Annotated in this window: 27 protein-coding genes; 10 read left to right on the forward strand and 17 right to left on the reverse strand. The window is 70.8% G+C overall.

Annotated features, from left to right (window positions below; translation table 11 throughout):
• The first annotated feature begins 496 nt into the window (after window positions 1-496).
• On the forward strand, window positions 497-1,450 hold the full coding sequence (locus tag ACSMTC_RS24135) for an IS481 family transposase (protein ID WP_436561805.1): 954 nt from the start codon (window positions 497-499) through the stop codon (window positions 1,448-1,450).
• Between the two features lie 181 nt (window positions 1,451-1,631).
• Here ACSMTC_RS24135 and ACSMTC_RS24140 read toward each other — a convergent pair whose 3' ends face one another.
• The 4 genes from ACSMTC_RS24140 to ACSMTC_RS24155 all read right to left on the reverse strand — a co-directional run bounded on the left by ACSMTC_RS24140 (window position 1,632) and on the right by ACSMTC_RS24155 (window position 4,054).
• Window positions 1,632-2,225 carry a hypothetical protein gene (locus ACSMTC_RS24140; RefSeq protein ID WP_436561806.1) on the reverse strand — a complete coding sequence of 198 codons (594 nt, stop codon included), beginning with the start codon at window positions 2,223-2,225 and terminating at the stop codon, window positions 1,632-1,634.
• Between the two features lie 137 nt (window positions 2,226-2,362).
• Window positions 2,363-2,872: a GNAT family N-acetyltransferase gene (locus ACSMTC_RS24145; RefSeq protein ID WP_436561807.1), complete on the reverse strand. Its 510-nt coding sequence runs from the start codon at window positions 2,870-2,872 to the stop codon at window positions 2,363-2,365.
• Between the two features lie 58 nt (window positions 2,873-2,930).
• A complete protein-coding gene (locus tag ACSMTC_RS24150; RefSeq protein WP_436561808.1) occupies window positions 2,931-3,242 on the reverse strand; it encodes a DUF397 domain-containing protein in 312 nt (103 codons plus the stop codon).
• Window positions 3,239-4,054 carry a helix-turn-helix domain-containing protein gene (locus ACSMTC_RS24155; RefSeq protein ID WP_436561809.1) on the reverse strand — a complete coding sequence of 272 codons (816 nt, stop codon included), beginning with the start codon at window positions 4,052-4,054 and terminating at the stop codon, window positions 3,239-3,241. Before ACSMTC_RS24155 ends, ACSMTC_RS24150 begins: the two co-directional genes overlap by 4 nt.
• Window positions 4,055-4,231: 177 nt before the next feature.
• Here ACSMTC_RS24155 and ACSMTC_RS24160 point away from each other — a divergent pair, with 177 nt between their 5' ends.
• The 5 genes from ACSMTC_RS24160 to ACSMTC_RS24180 all read left to right on the forward strand — a co-directional run bounded on the left by ACSMTC_RS24160 (window position 4,232) and on the right by ACSMTC_RS24180 (window position 7,152).
• The gene (locus tag ACSMTC_RS24160) at window positions 4,232-4,708 is read left to right on the forward strand and encodes an ATP-binding protein (RefSeq protein WP_436561810.1); all 477 of its coding nucleotides are present in this window, start codon (window positions 4,232-4,234) and stop codon (window positions 4,706-4,708) included.
• Window positions 4,705-5,064: a hypothetical protein gene (locus tag ACSMTC_RS24165; RefSeq protein WP_436561811.1), complete on the forward strand. Its 360-nt coding sequence runs from the start codon at window positions 4,705-4,707 to the stop codon at window positions 5,062-5,064. The genes ACSMTC_RS24160 and ACSMTC_RS24165 overlap by 4 nt, the downstream gene beginning before the upstream one ends.
• Before the next feature lie 186 nt (window positions 5,065-5,250).
• Window positions 5,251-5,877 carry a hypothetical protein gene (locus tag ACSMTC_RS24170; protein ID WP_436561812.1) on the forward strand — a complete coding sequence of 209 codons (627 nt, stop codon included), beginning with the start codon at window positions 5,251-5,253 and terminating at the stop codon, window positions 5,875-5,877.
• A gap of 31 nt (window positions 5,878-5,908) precedes the next feature.
• Window positions 5,909-6,460 carry a SigE family RNA polymerase sigma factor gene (locus ACSMTC_RS24175; RefSeq protein WP_436561813.1) on the forward strand — a complete coding sequence of 184 codons (552 nt, stop codon included), beginning with the start codon at window positions 5,909-5,911 and terminating at the stop codon, window positions 6,458-6,460.
• Complete coding sequence (locus tag ACSMTC_RS24180; protein WP_436561814.1) at window positions 6,457-7,152, forward strand: hypothetical protein; 696 nt, start codon at window positions 6,457-6,459, stop codon at window positions 7,150-7,152. The genes ACSMTC_RS24175 and ACSMTC_RS24180 overlap by 4 nt, the downstream gene beginning before the upstream one ends.
• Window positions 7,153-7,166: 14 nt before the next feature.
• Here the strand turns inward: ACSMTC_RS24180 and ACSMTC_RS24185 are convergent, their stop codons facing one another.
• The 3 genes from ACSMTC_RS24185 to ACSMTC_RS24195 are packed head-to-tail and all read right to left on the reverse strand — an operon-like array spanning window position 7,167 to window position 8,651.
• Complete coding sequence (locus ACSMTC_RS24185; RefSeq protein ID WP_436561815.1) at window positions 7,167-7,583, reverse strand: arsenate reductase ArsC; 417 nt, start codon at window positions 7,581-7,583, stop codon at window positions 7,167-7,169.
• Window positions 7,576-8,256 carry an arsenic resistance protein gene (locus ACSMTC_RS24190; protein WP_436561816.1) on the reverse strand — a complete coding sequence of 227 codons (681 nt, stop codon included), beginning with the start codon at window positions 8,254-8,256 and terminating at the stop codon, window positions 7,576-7,578. The genes ACSMTC_RS24185 and ACSMTC_RS24190 overlap by 8 nt, the downstream gene beginning before the upstream one ends.
• Entirely contained in the window at window positions 8,253-8,651 is a 399-nt protein-coding gene (locus ACSMTC_RS24195) for an ArsR/SmtB family transcription factor (RefSeq protein WP_436561817.1), read from the reverse strand. Before ACSMTC_RS24195 ends, ACSMTC_RS24190 begins: the two co-directional genes overlap by 4 nt.
• Window positions 8,652-8,728: 77 nt before the next feature.
• Between ACSMTC_RS24195 and ACSMTC_RS24200 the strand changes: the two genes are divergently transcribed.
• The gene (locus ACSMTC_RS24200) at window positions 8,729-9,265 is read left to right on the forward strand and encodes an ArsI/CadI family heavy metal resistance metalloenzyme (protein WP_436561818.1); all 537 of its coding nucleotides are present in this window, start codon (window positions 8,729-8,731) and stop codon (window positions 9,263-9,265) included.
• A 174-nt stretch (window positions 9,266-9,439) separates the two neighbouring features.
• On the opposite strand, the gene ACSMTC_RS24205 is transcribed toward ACSMTC_RS24200, so the two are convergent.
• Window positions 9,440-9,988 (reverse strand): NIPSNAP family protein, encoded by a 549-nt coding sequence (locus ACSMTC_RS24205; protein WP_436561819.1) that lies wholly within the window; start codon window positions 9,986-9,988, stop codon window positions 9,440-9,442.
• Complete coding sequence (locus ACSMTC_RS24210; protein ID WP_436561820.1) at window positions 9,985-10,182, reverse strand: hypothetical protein; 198 nt, start codon at window positions 10,180-10,182, stop codon at window positions 9,985-9,987. Before ACSMTC_RS24210 ends, ACSMTC_RS24205 begins: the two co-directional genes overlap by 4 nt.
• A gap of 32 nt (window positions 10,183-10,214) precedes the next feature.
• Between ACSMTC_RS24210 and ACSMTC_RS24215 the strand changes: the two genes are divergently transcribed.
• Complete coding sequence (locus tag ACSMTC_RS24215; RefSeq protein ID WP_436561821.1) at window positions 10,215-11,222, forward strand: helix-turn-helix transcriptional regulator; 1,008 nt, start codon at window positions 10,215-10,217, stop codon at window positions 11,220-11,222.
• Window positions 11,223-11,883: 661 nt separating this feature from the next.
• Window positions 11,884-12,210, forward strand: coding sequence for a hypothetical protein (locus ACSMTC_RS24220; protein WP_436561822.1), 327 nt, complete (start codon window positions 11,884-11,886; stop codon window positions 12,208-12,210).
• Between the two features lie 106 nt (window positions 12,211-12,316).
• Here ACSMTC_RS24220 and ACSMTC_RS24225 read toward each other — a convergent pair whose 3' ends face one another.
• Together ACSMTC_RS24225 and ACSMTC_RS24230 are read right to left on the reverse strand one after the other, a co-directional pair.
• Entirely contained in the window at window positions 12,317-12,805 is a 489-nt protein-coding gene (locus tag ACSMTC_RS24225) for an indole-3-glycerol phosphate synthase (RefSeq protein ID WP_436561823.1), read from the reverse strand.
• A 278-nt stretch (window positions 12,806-13,083) separates the two neighbouring features.
• A complete protein-coding gene (locus ACSMTC_RS24230; RefSeq protein ID WP_436561824.1) occupies window positions 13,084-13,806 on the reverse strand; it encodes a DJ-1/PfpI family protein in 723 nt (240 codons plus the stop codon).
• 236 nt (window positions 13,807-14,042) lie between these two features.
• Here ACSMTC_RS24230 and ACSMTC_RS24235 point away from each other — a divergent pair, with 236 nt between their 5' ends.
• Entirely contained in the window at window positions 14,043-14,579 is a 537-nt protein-coding gene (locus tag ACSMTC_RS24235) for a hypothetical protein (protein ID WP_436561825.1), read from the forward strand.
• Window positions 14,580-14,751: 172 nt separating this feature from the next.
• Here ACSMTC_RS24235 and ACSMTC_RS24240 read toward each other — a convergent pair whose 3' ends face one another.
• From ACSMTC_RS24240 to gcvH, 6 genes are all read right to left on the reverse strand, one after another.
• Window positions 14,752-15,978 carry an MFS transporter gene (locus tag ACSMTC_RS24240; protein WP_436564795.1) on the reverse strand — a complete coding sequence of 409 codons (1,227 nt, stop codon included), beginning with the start codon at window positions 15,976-15,978 and terminating at the stop codon, window positions 14,752-14,754.
• A gap of 194 nt (window positions 15,979-16,172) precedes the next feature.
• The gene (locus tag ACSMTC_RS24245) at window positions 16,173-16,382 is read right to left on the reverse strand and encodes a hypothetical protein (RefSeq protein ID WP_436561826.1); all 210 of its coding nucleotides are present in this window, start codon (window positions 16,380-16,382) and stop codon (window positions 16,173-16,175) included.
• A 253-nt stretch (window positions 16,383-16,635) separates the two neighbouring features.
• Entirely contained in the window at window positions 16,636-18,735 is a 2,100-nt protein-coding gene (locus tag ACSMTC_RS24250; protein ID WP_436561827.1) for a HelD family protein, read from the reverse strand.
• Window positions 18,736-19,138: 403 nt separating this feature from the next.
• A complete protein-coding gene (locus tag ACSMTC_RS24255) occupies window positions 19,139-20,506 on the reverse strand; it encodes an L-serine ammonia-lyase (protein ID WP_436561828.1) in 1,368 nt (455 codons plus the stop codon).
• A 163-nt stretch (window positions 20,507-20,669) separates the two neighbouring features.
• Window positions 20,670-21,938: a serine hydroxymethyltransferase gene (glyA, locus tag ACSMTC_RS24260; RefSeq protein ID WP_436561829.1), complete on the reverse strand. Its 1,269-nt coding sequence runs from the start codon at window positions 21,936-21,938 to the stop codon at window positions 20,670-20,672.
• A gap of 87 nt (window positions 21,939-22,025) precedes the next feature.
• Window positions 22,026-22,403 carry a glycine cleavage system protein GcvH gene (gene gcvH / locus ACSMTC_RS24265; RefSeq protein WP_436561830.1) on the reverse strand — a complete coding sequence of 126 codons (378 nt, stop codon included), beginning with the start codon at window positions 22,401-22,403 and terminating at the stop codon, window positions 22,026-22,028.
• Between the last annotated feature and the right edge of the window lie 65 nt (window positions 22,404-22,468).

Raw genomic sequence — 22,468 nt, forward strand, 5'->3', positions numbered from 1 at the left:
CCCGCGGTGTGATGTCCGCGGGGGCGTCGCGTTCCTGCCTTCTTCCACGTCGCCGCAGGACGAACGGACGAGGGAGCACAGGGACATGGGGACGTATCGGGTCCGACGGGCCGTCGCCGCAGGAGCACTGGCGCTCGCCGCGGTGCTGGGCGCGGGCGGATGGACCGCCGCCGGCACCCAGTTCGTAGCCCCCGCGAGGTACCGGAGTCATACGCCGGGACTATGTCGTGCGGCGCGGGGTTCCCTTCGCCGGCATCGTCGAGCGACACCTTCGTCCTGGCCTACGACGAACACGACGCCAAGCCCTACCGCTGGACCTACGACGGCAGCCCACTCAAAGCCGCATGAACCCCCGAAGAATCAACGCGGCGCTGCACTAGATGTACTGACCACGGAGGTTGGTGACAGGGCTCACGGCGTGGTGATCTTGAAATGAGTGAGGGCCTTCTGGCTCGGTGTGGATTGCGACATCTGCACCTCAGCCAGAAAGGCCCTCATGCCACACCGTAACGCACCGCTGACCGAGACCGGACGCCTGCGCCTGGCCCGCTGCGTAGTCGACGACGGCTGGCCGTTGCGGCGGGCCGCCGAGCGCTTCCAGGTCTCGCCCACCACGGCCAAGCGCTGGGCGGACCGCTACCGCATGCTCGGCGAGGCCGGTATGAGCGACCTCTCCAGCCGCCCGCACCGCAGCCCTCGGCGGACCCCGTCGCGCACCGAGCGGCGGATCATCAAGGTCCGCGTCCTGCGCCGCTGGGGCCCGGCCCGCATCGCCTACCTGCTGAAGCTCAACCCAGCCACCGTGCACCGCGTCCTCACCCGCTACAGGCTCGCCCGCCTGGCCCACCTGGACCGCGCGACCGGCCGCGTGGTGCGGCGCTACGAGCACAGCGCGCCAGGCGAGTTGGTCCACGTCGACATCAAGAAGCTCGGCAACATCCCCGACGGCGGCGGCCACAAGATCCTGGGCCGTGAGGCCGGCCGCAACAACCGCTCCAAAGCCGGCTACAGCTACCTGCACAACGCCGTCGACGACCACTCCCGCCTGGCCTACAGCGAGATCCTGCCCGACGAACGCAAGGAGACCGCCACCGCCTTCTGGGCCCGGGCAAGCGAGTTCTTCGCCCGGGCAGGGATCACCGTCCAGCGCGTGCTGACCGACAACGGCTCCTGCTACCGCTCCCGGACCTGGCGCGATGCCCTCGCGGCCGAAGGCATCACGCACAAGCGAACCCGGCCCTACCGGCCCCAGACCAACGGCAAGGTCGAACGCTTCAATCGCACCCTGCTCGACGAATGGGCCTACGCCAGGCCCTACCGCACCGAACAGGAACGCCGCGACGCCTACCCCGCCTGGCTCCACACCTACAATCACCACCGCGGACACACCGCACTCGCAGGCAAACCACCCGCCAGCCGCGTCCCCAACCTCACGGGTCAGAACAACTAGATGGCGCAGTTGGCCGGCTCATGACCTCGTCCCCCCGGTCCAGCAACGGTTGCGGCGGCGGTGCGTCACTCCGATTCCGGTGAACGCGCCGCCGCCGCATGCTCGCCGGACGACCGGTGCTGCCTCTGAACCTCCTCGCCATCGGGAGTCAGGCTCGGCACGTGCGTCGGCGGAGGGGGTTCTACTCGTGGAACTCGAATCGCCAGGCCTGGCGCTGGTCCTCCGGCCGGTAGGGCCGCAGGGCGGTCCGGGGCGGGTAGATCAGCAGCAGGCTGAGGTCGAGGGCCAGCTCGATGCCGTCGATGGGGCCGCCGGGGACCACCACGTGGAAGGCGAAGGGCTCGGCGCTCTGGCGCAGGACCCACTCGGTGGGCGTGGGCCTGCCGACGACCGGCTTGTTGACCTGAGGAGCGCCCTCGTACCCCGCGTACGTGCCCTCCCGGAGGTTCTGGAGGGTGACGTTGCCGTTGGAGAGGCTCCGCAGACTCCACTCCTGAACGCCCGGCTCCCCGATGGGGGGCAGGACGATGACGGGGCCTTCGGGGGCCTCCAGGGTGAGGAGCTGGTCGCGCGGCTTGCTGATCGCGTAGACGCCCGGCGGGACGGGTGCGCGGAGGGTGCCGGCCGAGGGCTTGGCGGCGCCGGACGCCCCCATTGGCATCGGGTCGGGCGGCCGCGTCGTGGCAGCTTTGGCCGCTCCCGCGCTGAAGAGGGCAGCGGCGCCCGCTGCCGCTGCGGTGCCGAGCATTCGGCGTCGGCTCAGAGGTTCAGTCATGGAAGGATTGTGTGCGGACTGAGTCTTCGCCTGGGGGCAGCCAACTGGGAATGTCCCTCGGCCGGGTGACGCCGTGTCGCCTTGGGCCGCCCGAAGCGGCACCGGGTCGATCACCGCCCCACCCAGACCGTCGACGCTCAGTGGCCGGGCGCTGATATGGATACCGGCCTGAGGTCCTTGGCGTAGCAGATCTCCACGTACGGGCCGGTGCAGTACGGCGGGATCTCGGCGTAGCCGTGGCGGACGTACAGCGAACGGGCCTCGATCAGGTCGAGGCGGGTGTTGAGGACCATCCGGGAGGCGCCGAGCAGGCGTGCCTCGTGCTCCAGCAGCTCCAGCAGGAGGCCGGCGCCCTTCTTGCCACGGAAGGCGGGGCGCAGGTAGACGCGGGTGAGCTCGGCGCGCTCGGCGTCCAGCATCAGTACCCCGCCGCAGGCGGCGGCCTCGCCGTCGTACCGGCCGACGACGAACTGCCCCGTGGGCGGGGTGAGCAGCTCCACGCCGTCAGCGGTCAGGCCCTCGTCGATCTCCTCGGAGGTCGCGGGCCGCTTCCAGTAGCGGCTCGCGACCTCGTCGTAGTAGTCGCGGCGCAGGGCGGTCGCGTCGGGGGTGTCGAAGGCTTCGGGGGCGATGTGCCAGGTGGTCATAGGAGTTCTATAGCCGGGTGCGGCGCGCTCTGACCAGCGAATTCCGGCGGGGGAGCGGTCAGTCGACGCTCTGCTGGGCGGCGTACGCGACGAACTCGGCCCAGACGGTGGGGGAGAAGGCCAGCTGCGGGCCGTCCTTGTCCTTGGAGTCGCGGACGTGGATGGTGTTGGGGCAGGTGGCTACCTCGATGCAGGCGCCGCCTCCGGTGTCGCTGTGGCTGGACTTGTGCCAGGGGGCGGCGACCTCGATGCAGGCGCCGCCCTCGGTGCCGCTGTGGCTGGACTTGCGCCAGGAGACGGCGACTTCGATGCAGGCGCCGCCTTCGCCGTCACTGTAGCTGGACTTGCGCCACACCAGGTCGGTGCTCATAGTTCCTCCGACAACTTGCTGATGAATCGCGCTGATTCCTCAACGCTGAGGGCCTGCATGCGGATCATGCCATGGCGCTGAGTGAGGGCGCTGACCCTCTTCGGGTCACCGTATACTGCGCCCGACTCCGGGCCTTCGACATAAGCGAGTTGCTCATGATCGGAGGACTCCAGCAGGACGAACGGTCCACCCAGGCCGACTTGGATGGCCGTTTGAGTGGGAAGGACCTGGATCGAGACATTGCGCAACTCGCCTGTCTTCAACAGGTGCTGGAGCTGGCGCTTCATCGTTTCCGCTCCGCCCATCCCGGTTCGCAGGGCTGCCTCATAGATCACGAAGCTGAAGAGCGCTGGCGGCTTGCGCGTCAGCTTCTCCTGCCGCTGTAGCCGGGCTGCTACTCGTTCCTCGATGGTTTCATCGTCGAGGGGCGGGCAGAAGTCACTCATCAGGACTCGCGCGTACTCCTCCGTCTGTAGGAGGCCGGGGATCAGCACGGTCTCGTACCACTGCAGAGCGATCGCGTCGTCCTCTGCCGCCATGAACTCCTGCGTGCGGGCGGGAAACCTCTCCGGCTTCATGTAATCCGCCGCTGCGGCCAACAACCCGCCTGCGCCGCACATCTCGTCCGCGAGCTGAAGCACGCGCAGCATCGGCTTCCGCCGCCCCTGCTCCATCGACTTGATGGTCTCGTACTCGTACCCCGCAGCCTTGCCGAGCTCCTCGCGGGTCACGCCCGCCCGCTCGCGCCAGAGCTTGATCTGGTTGCCGCAGTACCGCCATGCCATCGGTGGCGGCGTTGCCTCGCTGGTCACCCGTGCCCCCTGTCCTCTCTCGGTACGACAACGGGGCGATCACGCTTTGTACCCACGTCGTGGCTCCTGAGGCTAAGGCCGCGAGGCGATCGTTAGAGGGCCGATCGAAGGAATCCACCCCTTCCGGATGACATCCGACGGCCCGTCCAGTGCCAGCCCGCAGTCCCGAGGACCCTGATGACCGTGCGCCCCGCCCCTCCCAGAGTTCCCGTCGCCGCGTCCCCGGAGGTCGCCGAATGGTGCCTGTCGCGTCACTTCCGCAGTGTCGGCCGCGCTCGCAGCCTGCTGCGCGACCAGGCCGCCACCTGGCAACTTCCTTCCGAGTCCGCCGAGATGGCGGTGCTGCTGCTCAGCGAGCTGATGACCAACGCCTGTTGGCACGCCCGTGTCCCCCAAGGCCGCCACATCACCGCCCGGTGCGTCCGGTACGCCGATCGTCTGCGGGTCGAGGTCTCCGACGCGAGCAGTGAGCTGCCCGAACCGCGCCAGGCGGCACCCGAGGACGAGTCGGGCAGGGGTCTCGCCCTGGTCGAGGCCCTCGCGGACGCCTGGGGCGCCCATCTTCGCGAGTGCGGCGTCGGCAAGACGGTCTGGTTCGAACTCGGGCTCCCGGCAGGCGAGTCGGGCTCCGCGTACCCGGTGGTGGACCGGTGATCCGCCCACCGGCCAAGGTCCGCCGGACGGCTCTCGCACTGGAGCGGCTGGCGGGCTACCGGGCCGCGATCACCTGGGCCCCGCGCCTGGGCTTCCGGATCACCGTCCAGGTCCCCCGGGATCTGGACGAGCCGCTCGCGCTGGTCGTACTCGCCGTCCTCGGCCAGGGCCGGCGCTACGGCCACCGGTACACGTCGACCCGGGAGACCGTCTGGACCGAACTGTCCCGCCACCCCGTCCTCGCCGCCGCCCGCCGACCGTCGGAGCACATCACCGACCCGAAGACCCCCGCCCAACGACTCGGCGGTGAGCGCCCGTTCAGCCCGGCTGTCAACCGTAGGACCCGAAAGCGCTGACCAGGGTCAACAGCTCAGCGCGCCATGACGGCGGCGTGCGGGGTGGCTCATCGGGTGCCCCGGCAGCAGAACAGGCACGAGCTGAAGTGATCGCGCGCCCGTGCAACCTGTCCGCCGGAGCGGGAGTACTTGTGGGTGGGAGAGGCGCCGCTCCCACGTTCATCCCTTACGCGAACGAGGAGAACCATGTCCCTGCCCAGTGGCAAGCGCTTCAGGACCGGCGCGGCGATCGCAGCGGTGATCACCCTGGCCGGCCTCGCCCTGAACGGCTCCGCCTCCGCCTCGACCACGCCCGCCCCCACGAAGACCGCCGCCGCACCGACCGTCGGCTCGCCCGCTCCGGTGGCGGCCGCGCCCACCGGCGGTGTGTCGAGGGTCGTCGGCGAGGGGGTGCTGGGCGGCACCGCCTGGTCCGTGTCGCTGACGTACTACCCGCACACCCCGGAGGACTTCGCCCCGGGTCACAATCCCGTGGGCCTGGTCTGCCTCAGCACGGTCGTCGGCGGTAAGAGCGTGAGCCCGTACGGCGACTGCTCGGGTGTGACCGGGCCCGGTGACAAGACCACGGCGCTCGGTATGTACGGGACCCGGACCCTCCCCGGCGGTGCCACCCTCTTCATCGCGCAGCCGAAGGAGAAGGTCGTCGCCGCCACCATGACCTATGCCGACGGTCACACCACCACGGTCGACAAGGTCACCATCCCCGATACCGCCTTCAGTGCCTACGTCATCCCCGTTCCCGCCGACCGGCACATGGCCGGCCTCGACGAGTACGACGCCCAGCACCACGTCGTCGCCCACCAGAACTTCTGACAGACGACCCCGACCCGGAGGATGCACATTCGTGCGCAGCGGTACGGAGCGCGGTCGGACGGTCCGAGGCAGCGACGACGCGGGCTTCAGCGAGTACGTCGCGGCTCGGTGGGGAGCGCTGGTGCAGACGGCCTATCTGCTCACCGGCGACTTCCACGAGGCTGAGGATCTCGTGCAGGTCACCCTCGCGAAGGCGTTTCCGCACTGGCGGCGGATACGTGAGGAGACGGTGACGAGTTACCTGCGCCGTGCGTTGGTGAACAACAACCGCAGCCGGGTACGGCGACGGCGGGTGACCCACCTGCTGATGCCCTTCCTACCGGACCGCCCGACGGCGTCGGCCGCCACCTGCCCCGGCGAGGACCGCGACCTGCTGGTCGTGGCCCTCGCCGGGCTGCCCGAGCGGCAGCGGGCCGTGGTGGTGCTGCGCTACTGGGAGGACCTGAGCGTCGAGGAGGTCGCCCACGAACTCGGTTGCAGTGTGGGCACGGTGAAGAGCCAGTCCTCCCGTGCCCTCGCCAAGCTCCGCGCCGATCCGGCCCTCATCGGGCACGCCGCCGAACTTCTGGGAGTCACCGCGTGACAGATCGCCTGGCGGCCGCACTCGCGCGTGCGGCGCAGCGGATCGAACCGTCGCCCGCCCCGCTCGAGGAGATCCTGCGGGCGGGCCGGTCCCGCCGCACCCGCCGCCGCGCGCTGCTGGGGACCGCGGGCGCCTGCGCCCTGGTCGCCGCAGTCGGCGTGCCCTGGGCCCTGCAGGCCGGGCCGGCGCCCTGGGCCGAGTACCTGCGACCGGCCGCGCCCACCGCCCCGGTGCTTCAGGGCGGTGTGTCGAGGGTCGTCGGCAAGGGGGTGCTGGGCGGTACCGCCTGGTCCGTGTCGCTGACGTACTACCCGCACACCCCGGAGGACTTCGCCCCGGGTCACAATCCCGCCGGTCTGGTCTGCCTCAGCACGGTCGTCGGCGGTAAGAGCGTGAGCCCGTACGGCGACTGCTCGGGTGTGACCGGGCCCGGTGACAAGACCACGGCGCTCGGTATGTACGGGACCCGGACCCTCCCCGGCGGTGCCACCCTCTTCATCGCGCAGCCGAAGGAGAAGGTCGTCGCCGCCACCATGACCTATGCCGACGGCCACACCACCACGGTCGACAAGGTCACCATCCCCGATACCGCCTTCAGCGCCTACGTCATCCCCGTTCCCGCCGACCGCCACATGGCCGGCCTCGACGAGTACGACGCCCAGCACCACGTCGTCGCCCACCAGAACTTCTGACAACGCCGCCCGCGTTACGCGGCGGCCTCGATGCCGAGCTCGGCGAGCAGGCCGCGGATGCGCTGCTCGATCTCGTCGCGGATCGGCCGGACGGCGTCCACGCCCTGGCCGGCCGGGTCCGCGAGCTTCCAGTCCAGGTACCGCTTGCCGGGGAAGTAGGGGCAGGCGTCGCCGCAGCCCATGGTGATCACCACGTCCGACGCCTGTACGGCCTCGGTGGTGAGGACCTTCGGCACCTCGGCGGAGATGTCGATGCCGACCTCGGCCATGGCCTGGACCACGGCGGGGTTGACGGTGTCGGCGGGGGCGGAGCCCGCCGAGCGGACCTCGACCCGCTCCCGGCCGAGGTGGGTGAGGAAGGCGGCGGCCATCTGGGATCGCCCGGCGTTGTGGACGCAGACGAACAGCACCGACGGCTTGGACTCAGACATGGGCGGGACCTTCGGGGACGGCGGCCGGTCGGCCGGTGACGGGCTGGGGGAAGAATCGGCGGGCGGCGAGGGCGACGTAGACGAGCCCGATGAGGACGGGGACCTCGATCAGGGGGCCGACGACTCCGGCGAGGGCCTGGCCGCTGGTGGCGCCGAAGGTGGCGATGGCGACCGCGATGGCGAGTTCGAAGTTGTTGCCCGCGGCGGTGAACGCGAGTGTGGTGGCCCGCGGGTAGTCCAGGCCCACCGCCCGGCCGAGCGCCAGGGAGCCGGCCCACATGAGGGCGAAGTAGACCAGCAGCGGCAGCGCGATCCGGGCGACCTGCCACGGCTGGGAGGTGATGGCCTCGCCCTGGAGGGCGAAGAGGATGACGATGGTGAACAGCAGCCCGTACAGGGCGAAGGGGCCGATGCGCGGCAGGAGCACGGCCTCGTACCAGGTGCGGCCCTTGGCCTTCTCGCCCAGACGCCGGGTCAGGTAGCCGGCGGCGAGCGCGATCGGCAGGGACACCCCGGTGACGGTCACCTTCGCCAGCGTGTCCCCCAGGCCGGGCACCAGACGTCCCAGCCCGAGGCCGAGGGCCATCGCGACCAGGATCCAGACCGCGAGGTAGCGGTCCGTGAACGACAGCCGGGCGGCCACCGGGGCGGACGCCCCAGCTTCGGTGCTCACGAGGCGGCCCCGGAGGGCGCGGGCAGCGGCTCACCCGCCGGGCGGGTGAGGATGCCGGCGAGGCGGTCGGTCATCTCGGAGACCAGCCAGTAGTACACCCAGGTGCCCCGGCGTTCGCAGTCGATCAGCCCGGCCTGCCGCAGCAGCTTCAGGTGGTGGGAGATCGTCGGCTGGGACAGCTCGAAGGCCGGGGTCAGGTCGCACACGCAGACCTCGCCACCGGCGCGGGAGGCGATCATCGACAGCAGTCGCAGCCGCACCGGATCACCCAGCGCCTTGAACACGCGCGCCAGCTCCACGGCCTGGTCCTCATCGAGCGGGGCGGTCAGCAGCCCTGGGCAGCACCCGTCCACGCCCTCGTCCTGGCCGAGCACCCGAAGTTCCTGATTCGACATGCTTCTATGTTGACGAACTTCGATCCAGGTCGCAAGGTTGCATCGACGGATATCGATCTAGGCTGTTGGAGGTCCCCGTGTCCCGTGTCCAGCTCGCCCTGCGCGTCGCCGACCTCGAAGGCTCCATCGCCTTCTACTCCAAGCTTTTCGGCGCCGAGCCCGCCAAGCGCCGCCCCGGCTACGCCAACTTCGCCATCACCGAACCGCCCCTGAAGCTCGTCCTCATCGAAGGCGAGAGCGGCGAGGACACCCGCCTCGACCACCTCGGCGTCGAGGTCGCGACCACCGAGCAGGTCGCCGCCGCGACCACCCGCCTCAAGGACGCCGGACTGGCCACCTTCGAGGAGAACGACACCTCCTGCTGCTACGCGCTCCAGGACAAGGTCTGGGTGACCGGCCCCGGCAAGGAGCCCTGGGAGGTCTACGTCGTCAAGGCCGACGCCGACGCTCTCGGCAAGAGCGCCGCCGTGCCGGCCGCCTGCTGTACGTCGGACGAGCAGGCCGCCGATCCGGTCGTCGAGTCGGCCGTCGAACCGGTCGTCGCTCTGGCCCGGAGTCGAGCTCAGAGTCCGGCCGAGGCGGAGGCCGTCACCGACTGCGCGTGCGGCAGCTGACGCTCGTCTCCGGCCCGGCGCCTCGCCAGGACCAGCCGGATCCAGAGCGGCGAATCCGCGCCCTCCGAAGACGGCATCCGCGCTCGGTGCGCCGCCCATGGCGCCGAATTCCCGCTGGGCGGAGGCGATTTCGCTTATCCACCTGTCGGAGGGGCCGCTCGTGAAAGCCCGAGGCTAAGCCCCCACGGGTTCCAGCCGCAGCCGCTGGATCGGCCAGGGCGGTGGCTCGGCCGGGCCGAACCAGACCCGGACGTCCTCCCCGGTGCGGACGGGCAGGAGGGGGTAGTCGTTATCGGCGTGCTCGGTGCGATGCAGCGCATGGACCGGGCCCAGGTTCCGGGCGGCGTAGGCGTCGAAGGCAGCCGCGTCGGTGGGGTGGCAGACGGTCGCGACCACCTCGCGGGTGCCCGGCCGCGGTGTGAAGCCGGGGCCGCGCAGCAGCAGGACGTCGTCACTGTCGACCATGGTGGCGTTGGCCGCGTCGCGGTGCTTCCGCCAGACCGGGCCCGTGTAGAACGCCTCCAGCGAGCGCCGACGCTGCGCCATGTCGGGGAACGCGCGCAGCCAGACGAAGCGGTCCGGGTCGTCCAGGTCACGGAAGCGGCCGCCGAGGGTGATGCCGACCGCCTGCTGGCCGGTCACGAACTCGCGCTCGAACAGGTCGATCAGCGTCTCCCGGGCTCCGGGGTGCAGGGTGTACTGCCGGAGTTCGACGATGGTCATGAGCCGGCCGCCCCGGTGTGGGTGAGGCCCACGGTCCAGTCACCGGTACCCCCGAACAGCGGCCGGTGGTCCGGAAAGTTCATCCGGGTGCCGGGGCCCGAGCCGAGCGGTGCGGCGGGACGGCGGTCGGCCATGTGCCAGGAGCCGTGCGGGATGTCGAAGTCGTCCATGCGCCGCAGGCTAGGGGCGCTCAACTGACATCTCCTGTCAGTGGATACTGAGCGGTATGCGAGCGAGTCGGCTGGTCACCCTGCTTCTCCTGCTCCAGAACCGGGGCCGGATGACGGCCCAGCAGCTGGCCGGGGAACTGGAAGTCTCCGTCCGCACGGTCTACCGGGACGTCGAGGCGCTCGCCGCCGCCGGTGTCCCGCTGTACGGCGAGGCCGGCCACGCGGGCGGCTACCGGCTGGTCGACGGCTACCGGACCCGGCTCACCGGACTCACCGCGGACGAGGCGCAGGCCGCGTTCCTCGCCGCACTCCCCGGCGCCGCCGCCGAGCTCGGCCTCGGCGAGGCGCTCGCCACCGCCCAGCTCAAGCTGCGGGCCGCCCTTCCGGCGGAGCTGCGCGAGCACGCCCGGCGGATCCAGGAACGTTTCCTGCTCGACGCCCCCGGCTGGTACGGCGAGGCCGACCGTACGCCGTACCTGGCCGCGGTCGCCGCCGCGCTGTGGGCACGGCGGGCGGTGGTCCTGGGCTACCGGCGCTGGCGGGCACCGGAGGAGATCGAGCGGCGGGTGGAGCCGTACGGGCTCGTACTCAAGTCCGGCCGCTGGTACCTGGTCGCCGGCGGCAGGACCGGGATCCGTACCTACCGGGTCGACCAGATCCTCGAACTCCGGCCGCTGGAGGAGGAGTTCGTCGTCCCGGACGGGTTCGAGCTGGCCGCGTACTGGAACGGCTATCTGGCCGACTTCCGGGCCCGGCTGCACACCGGGGAGGCCCTGGTACGGCTCACTCCGGAGGGCGCCCGCCGCCTCGGCGTGACACCCACGGGCGACGGATGGACGGAGGCGCGGGTGCCCATCGAGTCGATCGACCACGCCCACGGAGAGTTCCTGCGGCTGGGCGCCGATATCGAGGTCATGGCACCGGCCGAGCTCCGCGACCGGATCGCCCGGACGGCGCGGACCCTGGCCACCCGCTACGAGGACGACCCCGGCCGGAGGGCTCTCCCGACCGGGCAGCCGCCATCCGCAGGTCACAGCCCGGCCGACACCCGAGCACGTGTGTAGGGGCCGGTACGCCCCTTCGCCCGAGGGGTGCGGCTCTCTTGTGGAAGGCCGGACCGTCACCCGAACGGACCAGCGAACGTGGCGGCGCCAGTCGGCGGGCCTACGCTGTCAGGGCGGGCAGGGGAAAGGAAGGCGGGAATGCCCGAGGGGTCGGCGGGTGGGTGTGATGCCGTCAGGTCGCGGCTTTCACGGCTGCACCGCGCGGTACCCGCGTCCGTCGCACCCGGCAGGTGTTCGCCGCAGGATCCTCACCTCCCGCGAATGACCAGGGAACGGAGACACACCATGCGACGCATCGCAACGATTCCCGGCTCCGTCACACCCACCGCCGCCGCGCGCGGGGTCATGGTGACGAAGTAGCGGACGGTCTCCGCCCCCAAGCCGGCAGTGGGCCGGCTCGCGCTCGGCCGGGCGTTGTCCCGGCATGCGGTTCGGGCGACCCTGAGCCGGAGCGACGCCCACGGCGACGCGGCGGCGGCCCCGGCACGCATCCCTTCCCGGTTACGACTCTCCCAGAAACGCCGTCGGCTCATCAGCCGGCCACGGCAAGGGCCGTACCGCACCACCTCGGTGCACCTCGGCCCGCTGACCCGCCGAGCCCGCCACGGACCGCGTCCCTGCGACTCGGCGGGGGAAAACGACGAAACCGAAGGAGAGAACCATGAAGCGCTTCACCCTCGGCGTGGCCGCCCTCGGCGCAGCCGCCATGCTCACCGGAATCGCCGCGCCCACCATCAGCTACGCCGCGGAAACTCCCCCCGGGGTGAGCGTCTTCGTGTACGTGGACGGCGGCGGCAGACCCCACGCCATCAACCCCGCTGCCGGTCCGTGCTATCTGGCGAGCGGTTCCGGGGCCGCGATCAACGCAACGGATTACGACGCCTACACCTACCGGGCTTCGGACTGTCACGGAAGAGCTGACGTGATCCCGCACCGCAGCGCAGTCGGTTCCGTTCACTTCTCAAGCGTCAAGTTCGTCGGGCACTAGGCGGCGGCGCTCCCGATCACCGGCAGGCCCCGACCCGGGGCCTGCCGTCTCGCCTATTCAAATCCCCTCCGGACAGGCCGAGTTCGCGTCCCGGGTGGGACGCGGGTCACTCCGCCTCCGGCTTCTCCTCATCGTCGGCGTGGGCGTAGAGCTTCAGCACCGGAACACCCACCTTGTGACGGGCCCGGCTCGCCCAGTCCCGCTGGAAGAACTCCTCCACCAGGTGCGGAGCGGTCAGGACGATCACCTCGTCGGCATGCGTCTGCTCGACCACCGACCGCAGCAGATCCAGCGGGTGGGATTCGACGAGCTGGCCGACGGCCTCGCAGCCCGCCGCCCGCAGAAGCCTGAGCGAGTGCTCCAACGCGAGAGAAGCGGGCCGCAGGGCCTCCGCGCCTTCGGGCTCATCGCGCTCGTGGACCGCCTCCTCGAACTCGCCGAGTGCGACGTCGTCGACGGCACGCAGAAGCCGGTCCTGATCGCCCCGCGGCTGCATCAGGACGACGAAGGACATGTCGTCGTCGTGCAGGGTCGTGACGAAGTCGACGTCGGTCGCGGACAGCGGCTGCTCGATCAACAGGACGCTCGTGAACACCGTGGGCCCCTTACCGTCGACGCACCCCCGACGGGTGCGTACGGTGCGTAACCATAGCGGCACTTACTTTTCCGCCCCGTGCGGCCGCCCACTGAAGAGCACCGGGTTCGACGCGGGCGGCGCCGGGCGAGCACTCGGCGACGGTGCAGGTCGGTGCCGGCTTGGATCCTGGCCATGGCGCACAGCCGCTCACGGAGACCTTGGCCGGGTACCACCTTGTCGCACCCCTCCCCGTGGGCCGACCCGTTGGCGTGACGGCCGGTCAGCCGGTCAGGCGGTCAGCCGGTCAGGCGTTCCAGGAGTGCGGGATGGTCGGCGAGGGCCTGGCGAAGACGCTTCTGGCCCTGGGCGGCGTACTGGCCGGGGTTGGCGGCCTCCCAGTCGATCGGGCCGAACGGGGGGTGGGGGTCGTACTCGACGAACAGCTGGACCTTGCGCGCGATGTCCGGGCCGGCGAGCTCGCCGACCAGGTGGAGTGCCAGGTCGATGCCGGCCGACACCCCGGCGCAGGTGATGACGTTGCCGTCCTGGACCCAGCGCTCGGCCACCGGGAGCGCCCCGAACCTGGCCAGCAGGCTGCGGTACATCCAGTGCGAGTTGGCCCGGCGCCCTTCCAGGAGACCGGCGGCGGCGAGCAGCAGCGAGCCGGTGCACACGGAACCGACGATCTCGGACCGTGCGGCCGCGGTACGCAGCCTGTCCAGCAGCTTCTCGTCGGCCATCGCGGCGAGGGTGGGGGCTGTGCCACCGGGCACGATGAGCGCGTACGGATCGGGCATGGTCTCGAAGGTGTGGCTGGGAACCAGGGACAGCGGGGTGTCCGTGGCCATCGGTTCGATCCGCTCGCCGACCACGGCCGTGTCGTAGCCGGGGGCGAGATGGGACAGCTCGCTGAAGACCTGCAGTGGGCCGATGATGTCGAGCGGGGTGAGGCCCGGGTACTGGACGAAGGCGATGGTCTTCACCGGGGCTCTGTGCTGGGGGGCCGAGGATTCGGTCACGGGGGTGCTCCTGGTGGCTGAGCCGACCTGCGGGGGCTGTTGAGCTGCCCTCTCACCATGCGTGCTGCCGCGGACGGGGACAACAGGAGGGGCTGCGGAGTCCGAGCTCGGTGCTCTCGGTCTGGTTGGTAACGGTGTGCCGGCCGACGCCGGGCTGAAGCCTGGTCATGCATGACGCACGGTCACGAATGGAAACTTTGGTTTACATCCCATCGGGTGTTAACTAAAGTTGTCGCATGGATGCGACCGAGATCACCCCCGAGGAACGGATCGAGCTCGACAAGGCTCTCTACGATGCCCTCAATCCACTCGCATCGGCCCTGCGCTCCCGGGTGTCAGGGCTGTCCGAGGAGCGCATGTGGGGCGCGGATCCGACCGAAGTGGCCCTGTCCGTGCTGGCCGCATGGAAGGTGGTGGACGCGGAGGTCAAGCGGCTGACGGCGATCGCAGCGGGCACCGCCGGCTCCTACGGCGCGAGCTACGAACAGATGGGCGCGGTCTGGGGCATCACCCGGCAAGGCGCCCGCAAGAAGTGGCCCGATGCCGTCAACCGCTCGGCGAGCACGGCGGCACAGACGGGTCCCGCGCTCGAACTCTTCGGTGGGACGGCCGAGTTCGTGCAGGATCCCGCGTCCGGCGGCTGGAGGTGGACCGGCGACGGAGCCGACGGAACGCGTGGGGCGGCCGACGGTGACACCTGGTACGCGACCAGGGAAGAGGCCGCGGCCCACGCGGGGGTCTTCCTCAAGGAGCACGCCCTCGGCCGGCCATAGGGCCGGCGGCGCGCCCGGATGAGAATCGCGGCGAGGCGGGGTGCGGCCTGGAATGCGATGGCGAGCTTGGCGCATCACATCGCCACGCTGCAAACTCCTGGTGGTCGCTGATCGCCTGATCTGAGACCGACCGGGCCGGGCTCCCATGCCGGGGGCCCGGCCCTTCGACGTATCAGTCCGCGACCAGTACCGGCTCCGGCTCAGCAGGGACCACGACCGGCGTCCGCGACCACCACCAGGCGCCGGCCGACCCGCTGCAGGCGATCAGCACCAGCAGGCCGCCGCTGACGAGGAACGAGACCGCCGGGGCCCGTCCGGCCAGTGCGGGGATCACGAACATGGCCACGGTTCCGGCGGTGCGGATCACCGTCAGGTCGACCGTCATCAGCCGCAGTCGGGCGCCGGGCGCGAACGACGAGAGATGCGTGGACAGCGCCACCTGAAGGAACGGGTTCACAAGCCCGAGCACGACCGACAGGCCGAGCAGTGCCGGGACGGACCGGACGGTGCTGATCGCGGCGAGTACCAACCCGGAGGCCGCCCACAGGCCGCAGTACCAGCCGGGCAGGTTCCTCGGCAGCCGGACGTTGCCGGCGAAGCCGTTGCCGACCAGCGCGCCCAGCCCCGTGGCCGCCAGTGCCGCCGCATACGCCCCCGCCCCCGCATTCAGCCGCGAGGCCAGGAATGCCGGAAGTGCCAGGGCGACGGAGTGGGCGAAGATCCCCCCACCGTGAACCGCGATCGCCACTGCCGTGTCCGGCCGCGTCCGCAGCAGCACCCGCGCTCGAGGACGCATCCGTGAATCAGCGACGGCAGCCTGGTTCGGCCGTGCCGCGCGCCGTGCCGAGGGCAGCAGGAGCAGGGCCACGGCGGAGACGGCGAACGTGGCGGCGTCCAGCCAGAACAGCCCGGTCATCGGCATCACCGCGAGCAGCAGACCGGCGCTGCCCGGCCCGGCGAACCGGGCCACCCGTCCCGTCAGATCCATCAGGCCGTTGACGGCCTGGACCTCCTCCGGCCGCACCAGCTCGGGTACCAGAGCGCCCAGGTTCGGGTCGAAGAGCGCCCCGCCGATGCCGAGCAGCGCGGCGGACACCAGCAACCCCACAGCCCCGAATGCCTGCCAGGTCCACGGGAGCACGGCCACCAGCACCATCCGCACGACATCGACAAGAGCGAGGGCACGCAGCGCGGCGAACCGCTCCATGACCCTGCGGCCGACGGTGCCGAGCACGATGTACGGCACCGACTCGGCGACGGCCACCAGGCCCATCGCACCGGCGCCGGACTTCTCCCAGGCGATCCACATCACCGCCAAGGCATAGAGCCGGTCGCCGAAGACCGACAGCATCTGCGCGCCCCACAGGAGCAGCACCGGCCCCCGGTGCAGCAGCCGCACGTATCGCAAGATCGAACTCCGCCCGGAAAGACGAGGTCCCGGCGGCGAGATGCCATCGGTAACTCCCTTAACACTAGGGCAGGTTGAAGATCCTCTGTCGCAGACGCACCAGGCGACATCCATGGACCTGGACCCCGTGCCCCGTGCCGACGTCCGGCACGCTTCCGGCGGCGCGCCCGGAGGATTCCCGGGTCTCAGTGGAGCGCCTGGCCCGCCTGGGTCGCCACGCCGACCAGCTTGAGGATCGCCTGGCCCCACGGCGTCGCGGCGATCAGAACGCCGAACACGATGCAGCTGATCGCCGTCAGCTTCTCGTCCACCCGAGTACGGGCTTCCGTCCGCCGGGCCAGCCGGACCAGGATGATGATGCCGAGGAAGACCGAAGCGCTGACGGTGTACTGCAAGTCCCCACCCCTCGTGGACCGTTGGACAAGCACGAGGCCCCAGCAGCAGCCGGGGCCTCGTTCGTCTTGTCGAGCATGCCAGAACGCCGGGCTCGCGGGGCCCGGTTTCGCCAATCCCGAGTTCCAGGGAGGAACGCCGAGGCGACGCCGGGCCAGCGCCTCGGAACCCGTTCATCAGAACGGGTTACGGCTCAACGTCCGGCCCGCACAAGCCGAGTGACTGCTACCCGGGCCCGGCCCGCCCGGGGCGTCCTCATCCCGTCGTCTTCACGGCGGGCGGGACGGTGATCGTGCACAGTCGCTTGGTGGCCCGGGTGAGGGCGACGTACAGGTCGCGCTCGCCCCCGGGGCGGGCGGCGGTGATCCCGTCCGGGTCGACCACGACGACGGCGTCGAACTCCAGGCCGCGCGCCTGTGAGGCCGGCACCAGCCGGGCATGCTGCTCGATCCCCGCAGCCGCGAGCTCCTCCGTCCTGCCGTCGGCGCAGACCACCCCGGCCAACTCGCCCGGGTGCGCGGCGCCCTGCTCTCGCAGCTCCCGCACAAGGGCGGTGACGAGTGATTCAGGGGCCGCGGCAAGGGTTCGAGGCTCCTCGCCGCGCCGGATCGACCGGATCGGTGGCCGGTCCGGGGCGATCCGGGTGAGCAGGTCCTCTGTGACGGCGAGGATCTCCTGTGTGGTCCGATAGCTGACGGTCAGGGTGCGCAGGTCGAAGCGCCGTCCGAGGTGCGGGCCGAGTGCCTCCTGCCAGTCCCGGGCCGCCGTCGCCGGGCCTGCCTGGGCGAAGTCTCCGACCAGTGTCATCGACCTGCCCGGGCAACGGCGCACGATCATCCGCCACTGCATGGCGGTGAGCTCCTGTGCCTCGTCGACGACGACGTGCCCGAAGGCGTGCTCGGGCGGCCCGTCGACCAGGCTCGCCGCCTCGTCGAGAAGCGGCACATCGGCGTCCGTCCAGGGCGCACCAGGCGTTCGCCGCAGCAGGGCCCGCTGGTCGTCGGTGAACTGCCACAGGTACGCGGCCGGCGCGTCGCCGTCCGTCAGCAGGGCGCGGACCACGTCACCGGGCGTGAGCCGCGGCCACAGGCCCTCGACGGCCTGATCGAGCGAGGCATCGTCCAGGAGTTCGGCGCGCACGGCATCGGCGTCGAATTCGTCGGCACCTGTGGCGGGCGCGTCGTCAACACCGAGGCGGCGCAGGTCCGCTGCCGCGATCCGGTCGAGGTCGAGGCCGGTCAGTTGCGTGACCTGGGCGTCGATACGTTCAAGCGCCTCGGCACCGCTGCGGGCAAGCTCACGGACGAGGGCGTCGACCAGCAGCTCCTTGAACAGCCGACGCGCCCGGTTGTGCGCGAGACCACTGGTCTGCGCCGACTCCCGCGCCTGTGCGACATCCCCGTCCTGCAGATCGATCCACTCCTGCCCGACCCGGACGCCGAAGTCGCCGCCCGGGGCCTGCCGTGAGCGGACCACGGCGGCCAGCGCGTCGGCCAGTTCGGCACTCCCCTTCAGGCGCGCCACCTCGAAGGGGTCCGCGGCGCCCGGTACGACGCCGGCCAGTTCCTCGCAGGTCGCCAAGACGACGTCGTTCTCCCCGAGCGAGGGCAGGACCTGGCAGATGTAGTCGAGGAACCGCGCGTTCGGCCCCAGTACGAGCACACCGTGCTCGGCTGCCTTCGGGAACGCGTACAGCACATACGCGGCGCGGTGCAGCGCCACCACCGTCTTTCCGGTGCCCGGGCCACCCTGCACCACCGTCACCCCGCGGTGCGGCGACCGGACGATCGCGTCCTGCTCGGTCTGGAGCGTGGCGACCGCCGCACCCATCCGCCCCGTGCGCCTCTCCTGGAGCGCCGCCGTCAACGGACCGTCGCCGACCACGTCCTGTCCGGTGGGTGCGGAGCCGTCGAGCAGCTCATCGCTCAGCCCCACCACCGTGAGGCCCGACAGGCGCAGGTGGCGCCGCCGCCGCAGCCCCATGGGATGAACCGGTGTCGCCTCGTAGAAGGGCCGCGCGGCCTCGGCTCGCCAATCCACCAGCACCGGCAGCTCGTCCGAATCCCTTTGCAGCCCCAGGCGCCCGATCCGCAGGACGGTCCCGTCCGCCAGGTCGATCCGGCCGAAGACCAGCCCGCCCCTGGCCCCCTCCAGCCGACGGACCTCCCCCGCCAGCCGCCCGGCCGCCACTTCCCTCTCGTACGCCTCGCCCGCGCCGTCGGACGGCGACGCGAGCACGCGCGCCAGCTGCTCCCGCGCCCCGGCCAGCCGCTCGTCGAACAGCTCGCCTATGACGGAAACCTGAACTCGCTCAAGCTCCACCTCGCGCGCGGCGACATCGTTGATCTGAGACAAGAAAAGGCCCTCTCGGCTCGACCCACAAATATTTCGAGGCGTCACTATGCAGACGGATTCCGGAAAAGTAAATATTGACCGGACCCGGCGGAATGTGTCCTCCGATGCACCGCTGTTTCCTCAGCCCCGACGGCCGAAGCCCTCCGGGGTCTGAGCCGGTGCGGGCCGTGAACCGATCAACTCGTGACCACGGCGAGTTCGCGCGGCACCCGGCCTTTCGAAACCGCGCGGCAGGGGGTCAGCCGACCGATTCGAGCGCTGACGCCGGCGGGCTCGGGACGGCTTCCCCCATGGTGATCTCCGGTTGCACCGCCATGCCATCAGCACAGGGCCCAGCGGCCGAAGTCCCCGGCCCGCAGGGCGGACCGGGGACTTCGGCAGGGGCTTGCTCAGCGCGAGCGTGTCAGCACTCGATGACGTTGACCGCGAGCCCGCCGCGCGAGGTCTCCTTGTACTTGATCTTCATGTCGGCGCCGGTCTCCTTCATGGTCTTGATCGCCTTGTCGAGGGAGACGTGGTGGCGGCCGTCGCCGCGCAGGGCCATCCGGGCGGCGGTGACGGCCTTGACCGAGGCCATGCCGTTGCGCTCGATGCAGGGGATCTGGACCAGGCCGCCGACCGGGTCGCAGGTGAGGCCCAGGTTGTGCTCGATGCCGATCTCGGCGGCGTTCTCGACCTGCTCGGGGGTGCCGCCGAGGACCTCGGCCAGACCGCCGGCCGCCATCGAGCAGGCGGAGCCGACCTCGCCCTGGCAGCCGACCTCGGCGCCGGAGATGGAGGCGTTCTCCTTGAAGAGCATGCCGATCGCGCCCGCCGCCAGCAGGAAGCGGACGATGCCCTCGTCGTCGGCGCCCGGGATGAAGTTCAGGTAGTAGTGCAGGACGGCCGGGATGATGCCCGCCGCGCCGTTGGTGGGGGCGGTGACCACCCGCTGGCCGGAGGCGTTCTCCTCGTTGACGGCCATCGCGTAGAGGGTGACCCACTCCATCGCGTTCGCCGGGCCGATGCCCTCGGCGCGCAGCGCCCGCGCCCCGGCGGCCGCGCGCCGGCGGACCTTGAGCCCGCCCGGCAGGATGCCCTCGCGGGACATGCCGGCCGCGACGCACTCCTGCATCACGTGCCAGATCTCCAGCAGCCCGGCCCGGATCTCGGCCTCGGAGCGCCAGGCCTTCTCGTTCTCCAGCATCAGGCCGGAGATGGACAGGCCGGTCTCCCGGGTGAGGCGCAGCAGCTCCTCGCCGGTGCGGAAGGGGTAGCGCAGCACGGTGTCGTCCGGCTTGACCCGGTCCGCGCCGATCGCGTCCTCGTCCACCACGAAGCCGCCGCCGACCGAGTAGTAGGTCTTCTCCAGCAGCGGGACGCCATCGGAGTCGTACGCCGCCAGGGTCATGCCGTTGGCGTGGTACGGGAGGGAGCGGCGCCGGTGCAGGATCAGCTGGGTGTCGGGGTCGAAGGCGATCTCGTGGTCGCCCAGCACGCGCAGGCGCTTCTCGGCCTTTATCCGCTCCACGTCGAGGTCGGCCTGGTCGACGTCGACGGTGCGGGGGGAGTTGCCCTCCAGGCCGAGCAGCACGGCCTTGGGGGTGCCGTGGCCGTGGCCGGTGGCGCCGAGCGAGCCGAAGAGCTCCGCGCGGACCGAGGCCGTCTGGGCGAGCAGCCCCTCCGACTTCAGACGGCGCGCGAACATCCGGGCCGCCCGCATCGGGCCGACCGTGTGCGAGCTGGACGGGCCGATGCCGATGGAGAAGAGGTCGAAGACGCTGATGGCCACGGTGGACGTCCTTGTCTGGGTCTCGTGGAAGGACTTGCTGGCGGTACATGGTTCGGGGCACCGCGCTCACCGTCCAGTGTGCGCGGTGCCCCTTAACGTGAGGTGACGGCGGCGGAGTGAGGCCGGTCACCTCGGAGGGACTGCGGGTGGCTCCCCCGGGGGCTTACAGCTCCGGGTAGAGCGGGTACTTCACGGCCAGCGCGGTGACGCGGGCCTTGAGCGCGGTGGCCTTCTCCTCGTCGAAGGCGGGCAGCAGCGCCTCGGCGATGATGTCGGCGACCTCGCGGAAGTCCTCGGCCTGGAAGCCGCGGGTGGCCAGCGCCGGGGTGCCGATGCGCAGGCCGGAGGTGACCATCGGCGGGCGCGGGTCGTTCGGGACGGCGTTGCGGTTGACCGTGATGCCGACCTCGTGCAGCCGGTCCTCGGCGTCCTGGCCGTTCAGCTCGCTGTTGCGCAGGTCGACCAGGACCAGGTGGACGTCGGTGCCGCCGGAGAGGACGGAGACGCCGGCCGCGACGGTGTCGTCCTGGAGCAGGCGCTCGGCCAGGATCCGGGCACCCTCCAGGGTGCGGAGCTGGCGCTCCTTGAACTCCTCCGAGGCGGCGACCTTGAAGGACACGGCCTTGGCGGCGATCACGTGCTCCAGCGGGCCGCCCTGCTGGCCGGGGAAGACCGCGGAGTTGATCTTCTTGGCGTACTCGGCCTTGGAGAGGATCACACCGCCGCGCGGGCCGCCCAGGGTCTTGTGGGTGGTGGTGGTGACCACGTCCGCGTACGGGACCGGGGACGGGTGCAGGCCTGCGGCGACCAGACCGGCGAAGTGGGCCATGTCGACCATCAGCAGCGCGCCGACCTCGTCCGCGATCCGGCGGAACTCGGCGAAGTCCAGCTGGCGCGGGTAGGCGGACCAGCCGGCGATGATCAGCTTCGGCTGGTGCTCCTTGGCCAGGCGCTCGACCTCGGCCATGTCGACCAGACCGGTCTTCTCGTCCACGTGGTAGGCGGCCACGTTGTAGAGCTTGCCGGAGAAGTTGATCTTCATGCCGTGGGTCAGGTGGCCACCGTGGGCCAGGCTCAGGCCCAGGATGGTGTCGCCCGGCTGGATCAGCGCGAACATCGCGGCGGCGTTGGCCTGCGCGCCGGAGTGCGGCTGGACGTTGGCGTGCTCGGCGCCGAACAGCTCCTTGATCCGGTCGATGGCGATCTGCTCGACCACGTCGACGTGCTCGCAGCCGCCGTAGTAGCGCTTGCCGGGGTAGCCCTCGGCGTACTTGTTGGTGAGCACCGAGCCCTGGGCCTCCATGACCGCCACCGGGGCGAAGTTCTCGGAGGCGATCATTTCGAGGGTGGTCTGCTGGCGGTGCAGCTCGGCGTCGACCGCGGCGGCGATCTCGGGGTCGAGCGCGTGCAGGGACTGGTTCAGAACCGTCATGGAAATGGGTCTTCCTGTGGGGCGGGGCAGGGGACCTGAGGGGGTGCGGGCGGCCGCCGCGGTGCGGCCGCCCCAGGACCGGAGAGGTCAGGCGCCGATGAAGGTGTCGTACTCGGCGGCGGTGAGCAGCTCATCGGTCGCGGTGACCTTGACCTTGTACAGCCAGCCGCCGGTGAACGGCTCGCCGTTGACCAGCGCCGGGTCGTCTATCACGGCCTGGTTGGTCTCGACGACCTCGCCGGTGGCCGGCGAGAACAGGTCGCTGACCGACTTGGTGGACTCGAGCTCGCCACAGGACTCACCTGCGGTGACGGTGTCACCGACCTCCGGGAGCTGGACGTAGACGATGTCACCGAGCGCGGTGGCCGCGTGCTCGGTGATGCCGACGGTCGAGACACCGTTCTCGTCGGCGGCGGTCAGCCACTCGTGCTCCTTGCTGAACTGCAGGTGCGTGGGGTTGCTCATGGCGTCATTCTCCAGGATCGCAGGAGGGTAGGGCGAAGCCGTCCGCTGAGCGGACCGGACAGTCG

Source organism: Kitasatospora sp. HPM-01-4, from assembly GCF_051374625.1.
Taxonomy (GTDB): domain Bacteria; phylum Actinomycetota; class Actinomycetes; order Streptomycetales; family Streptomycetaceae; genus Kitasatospora.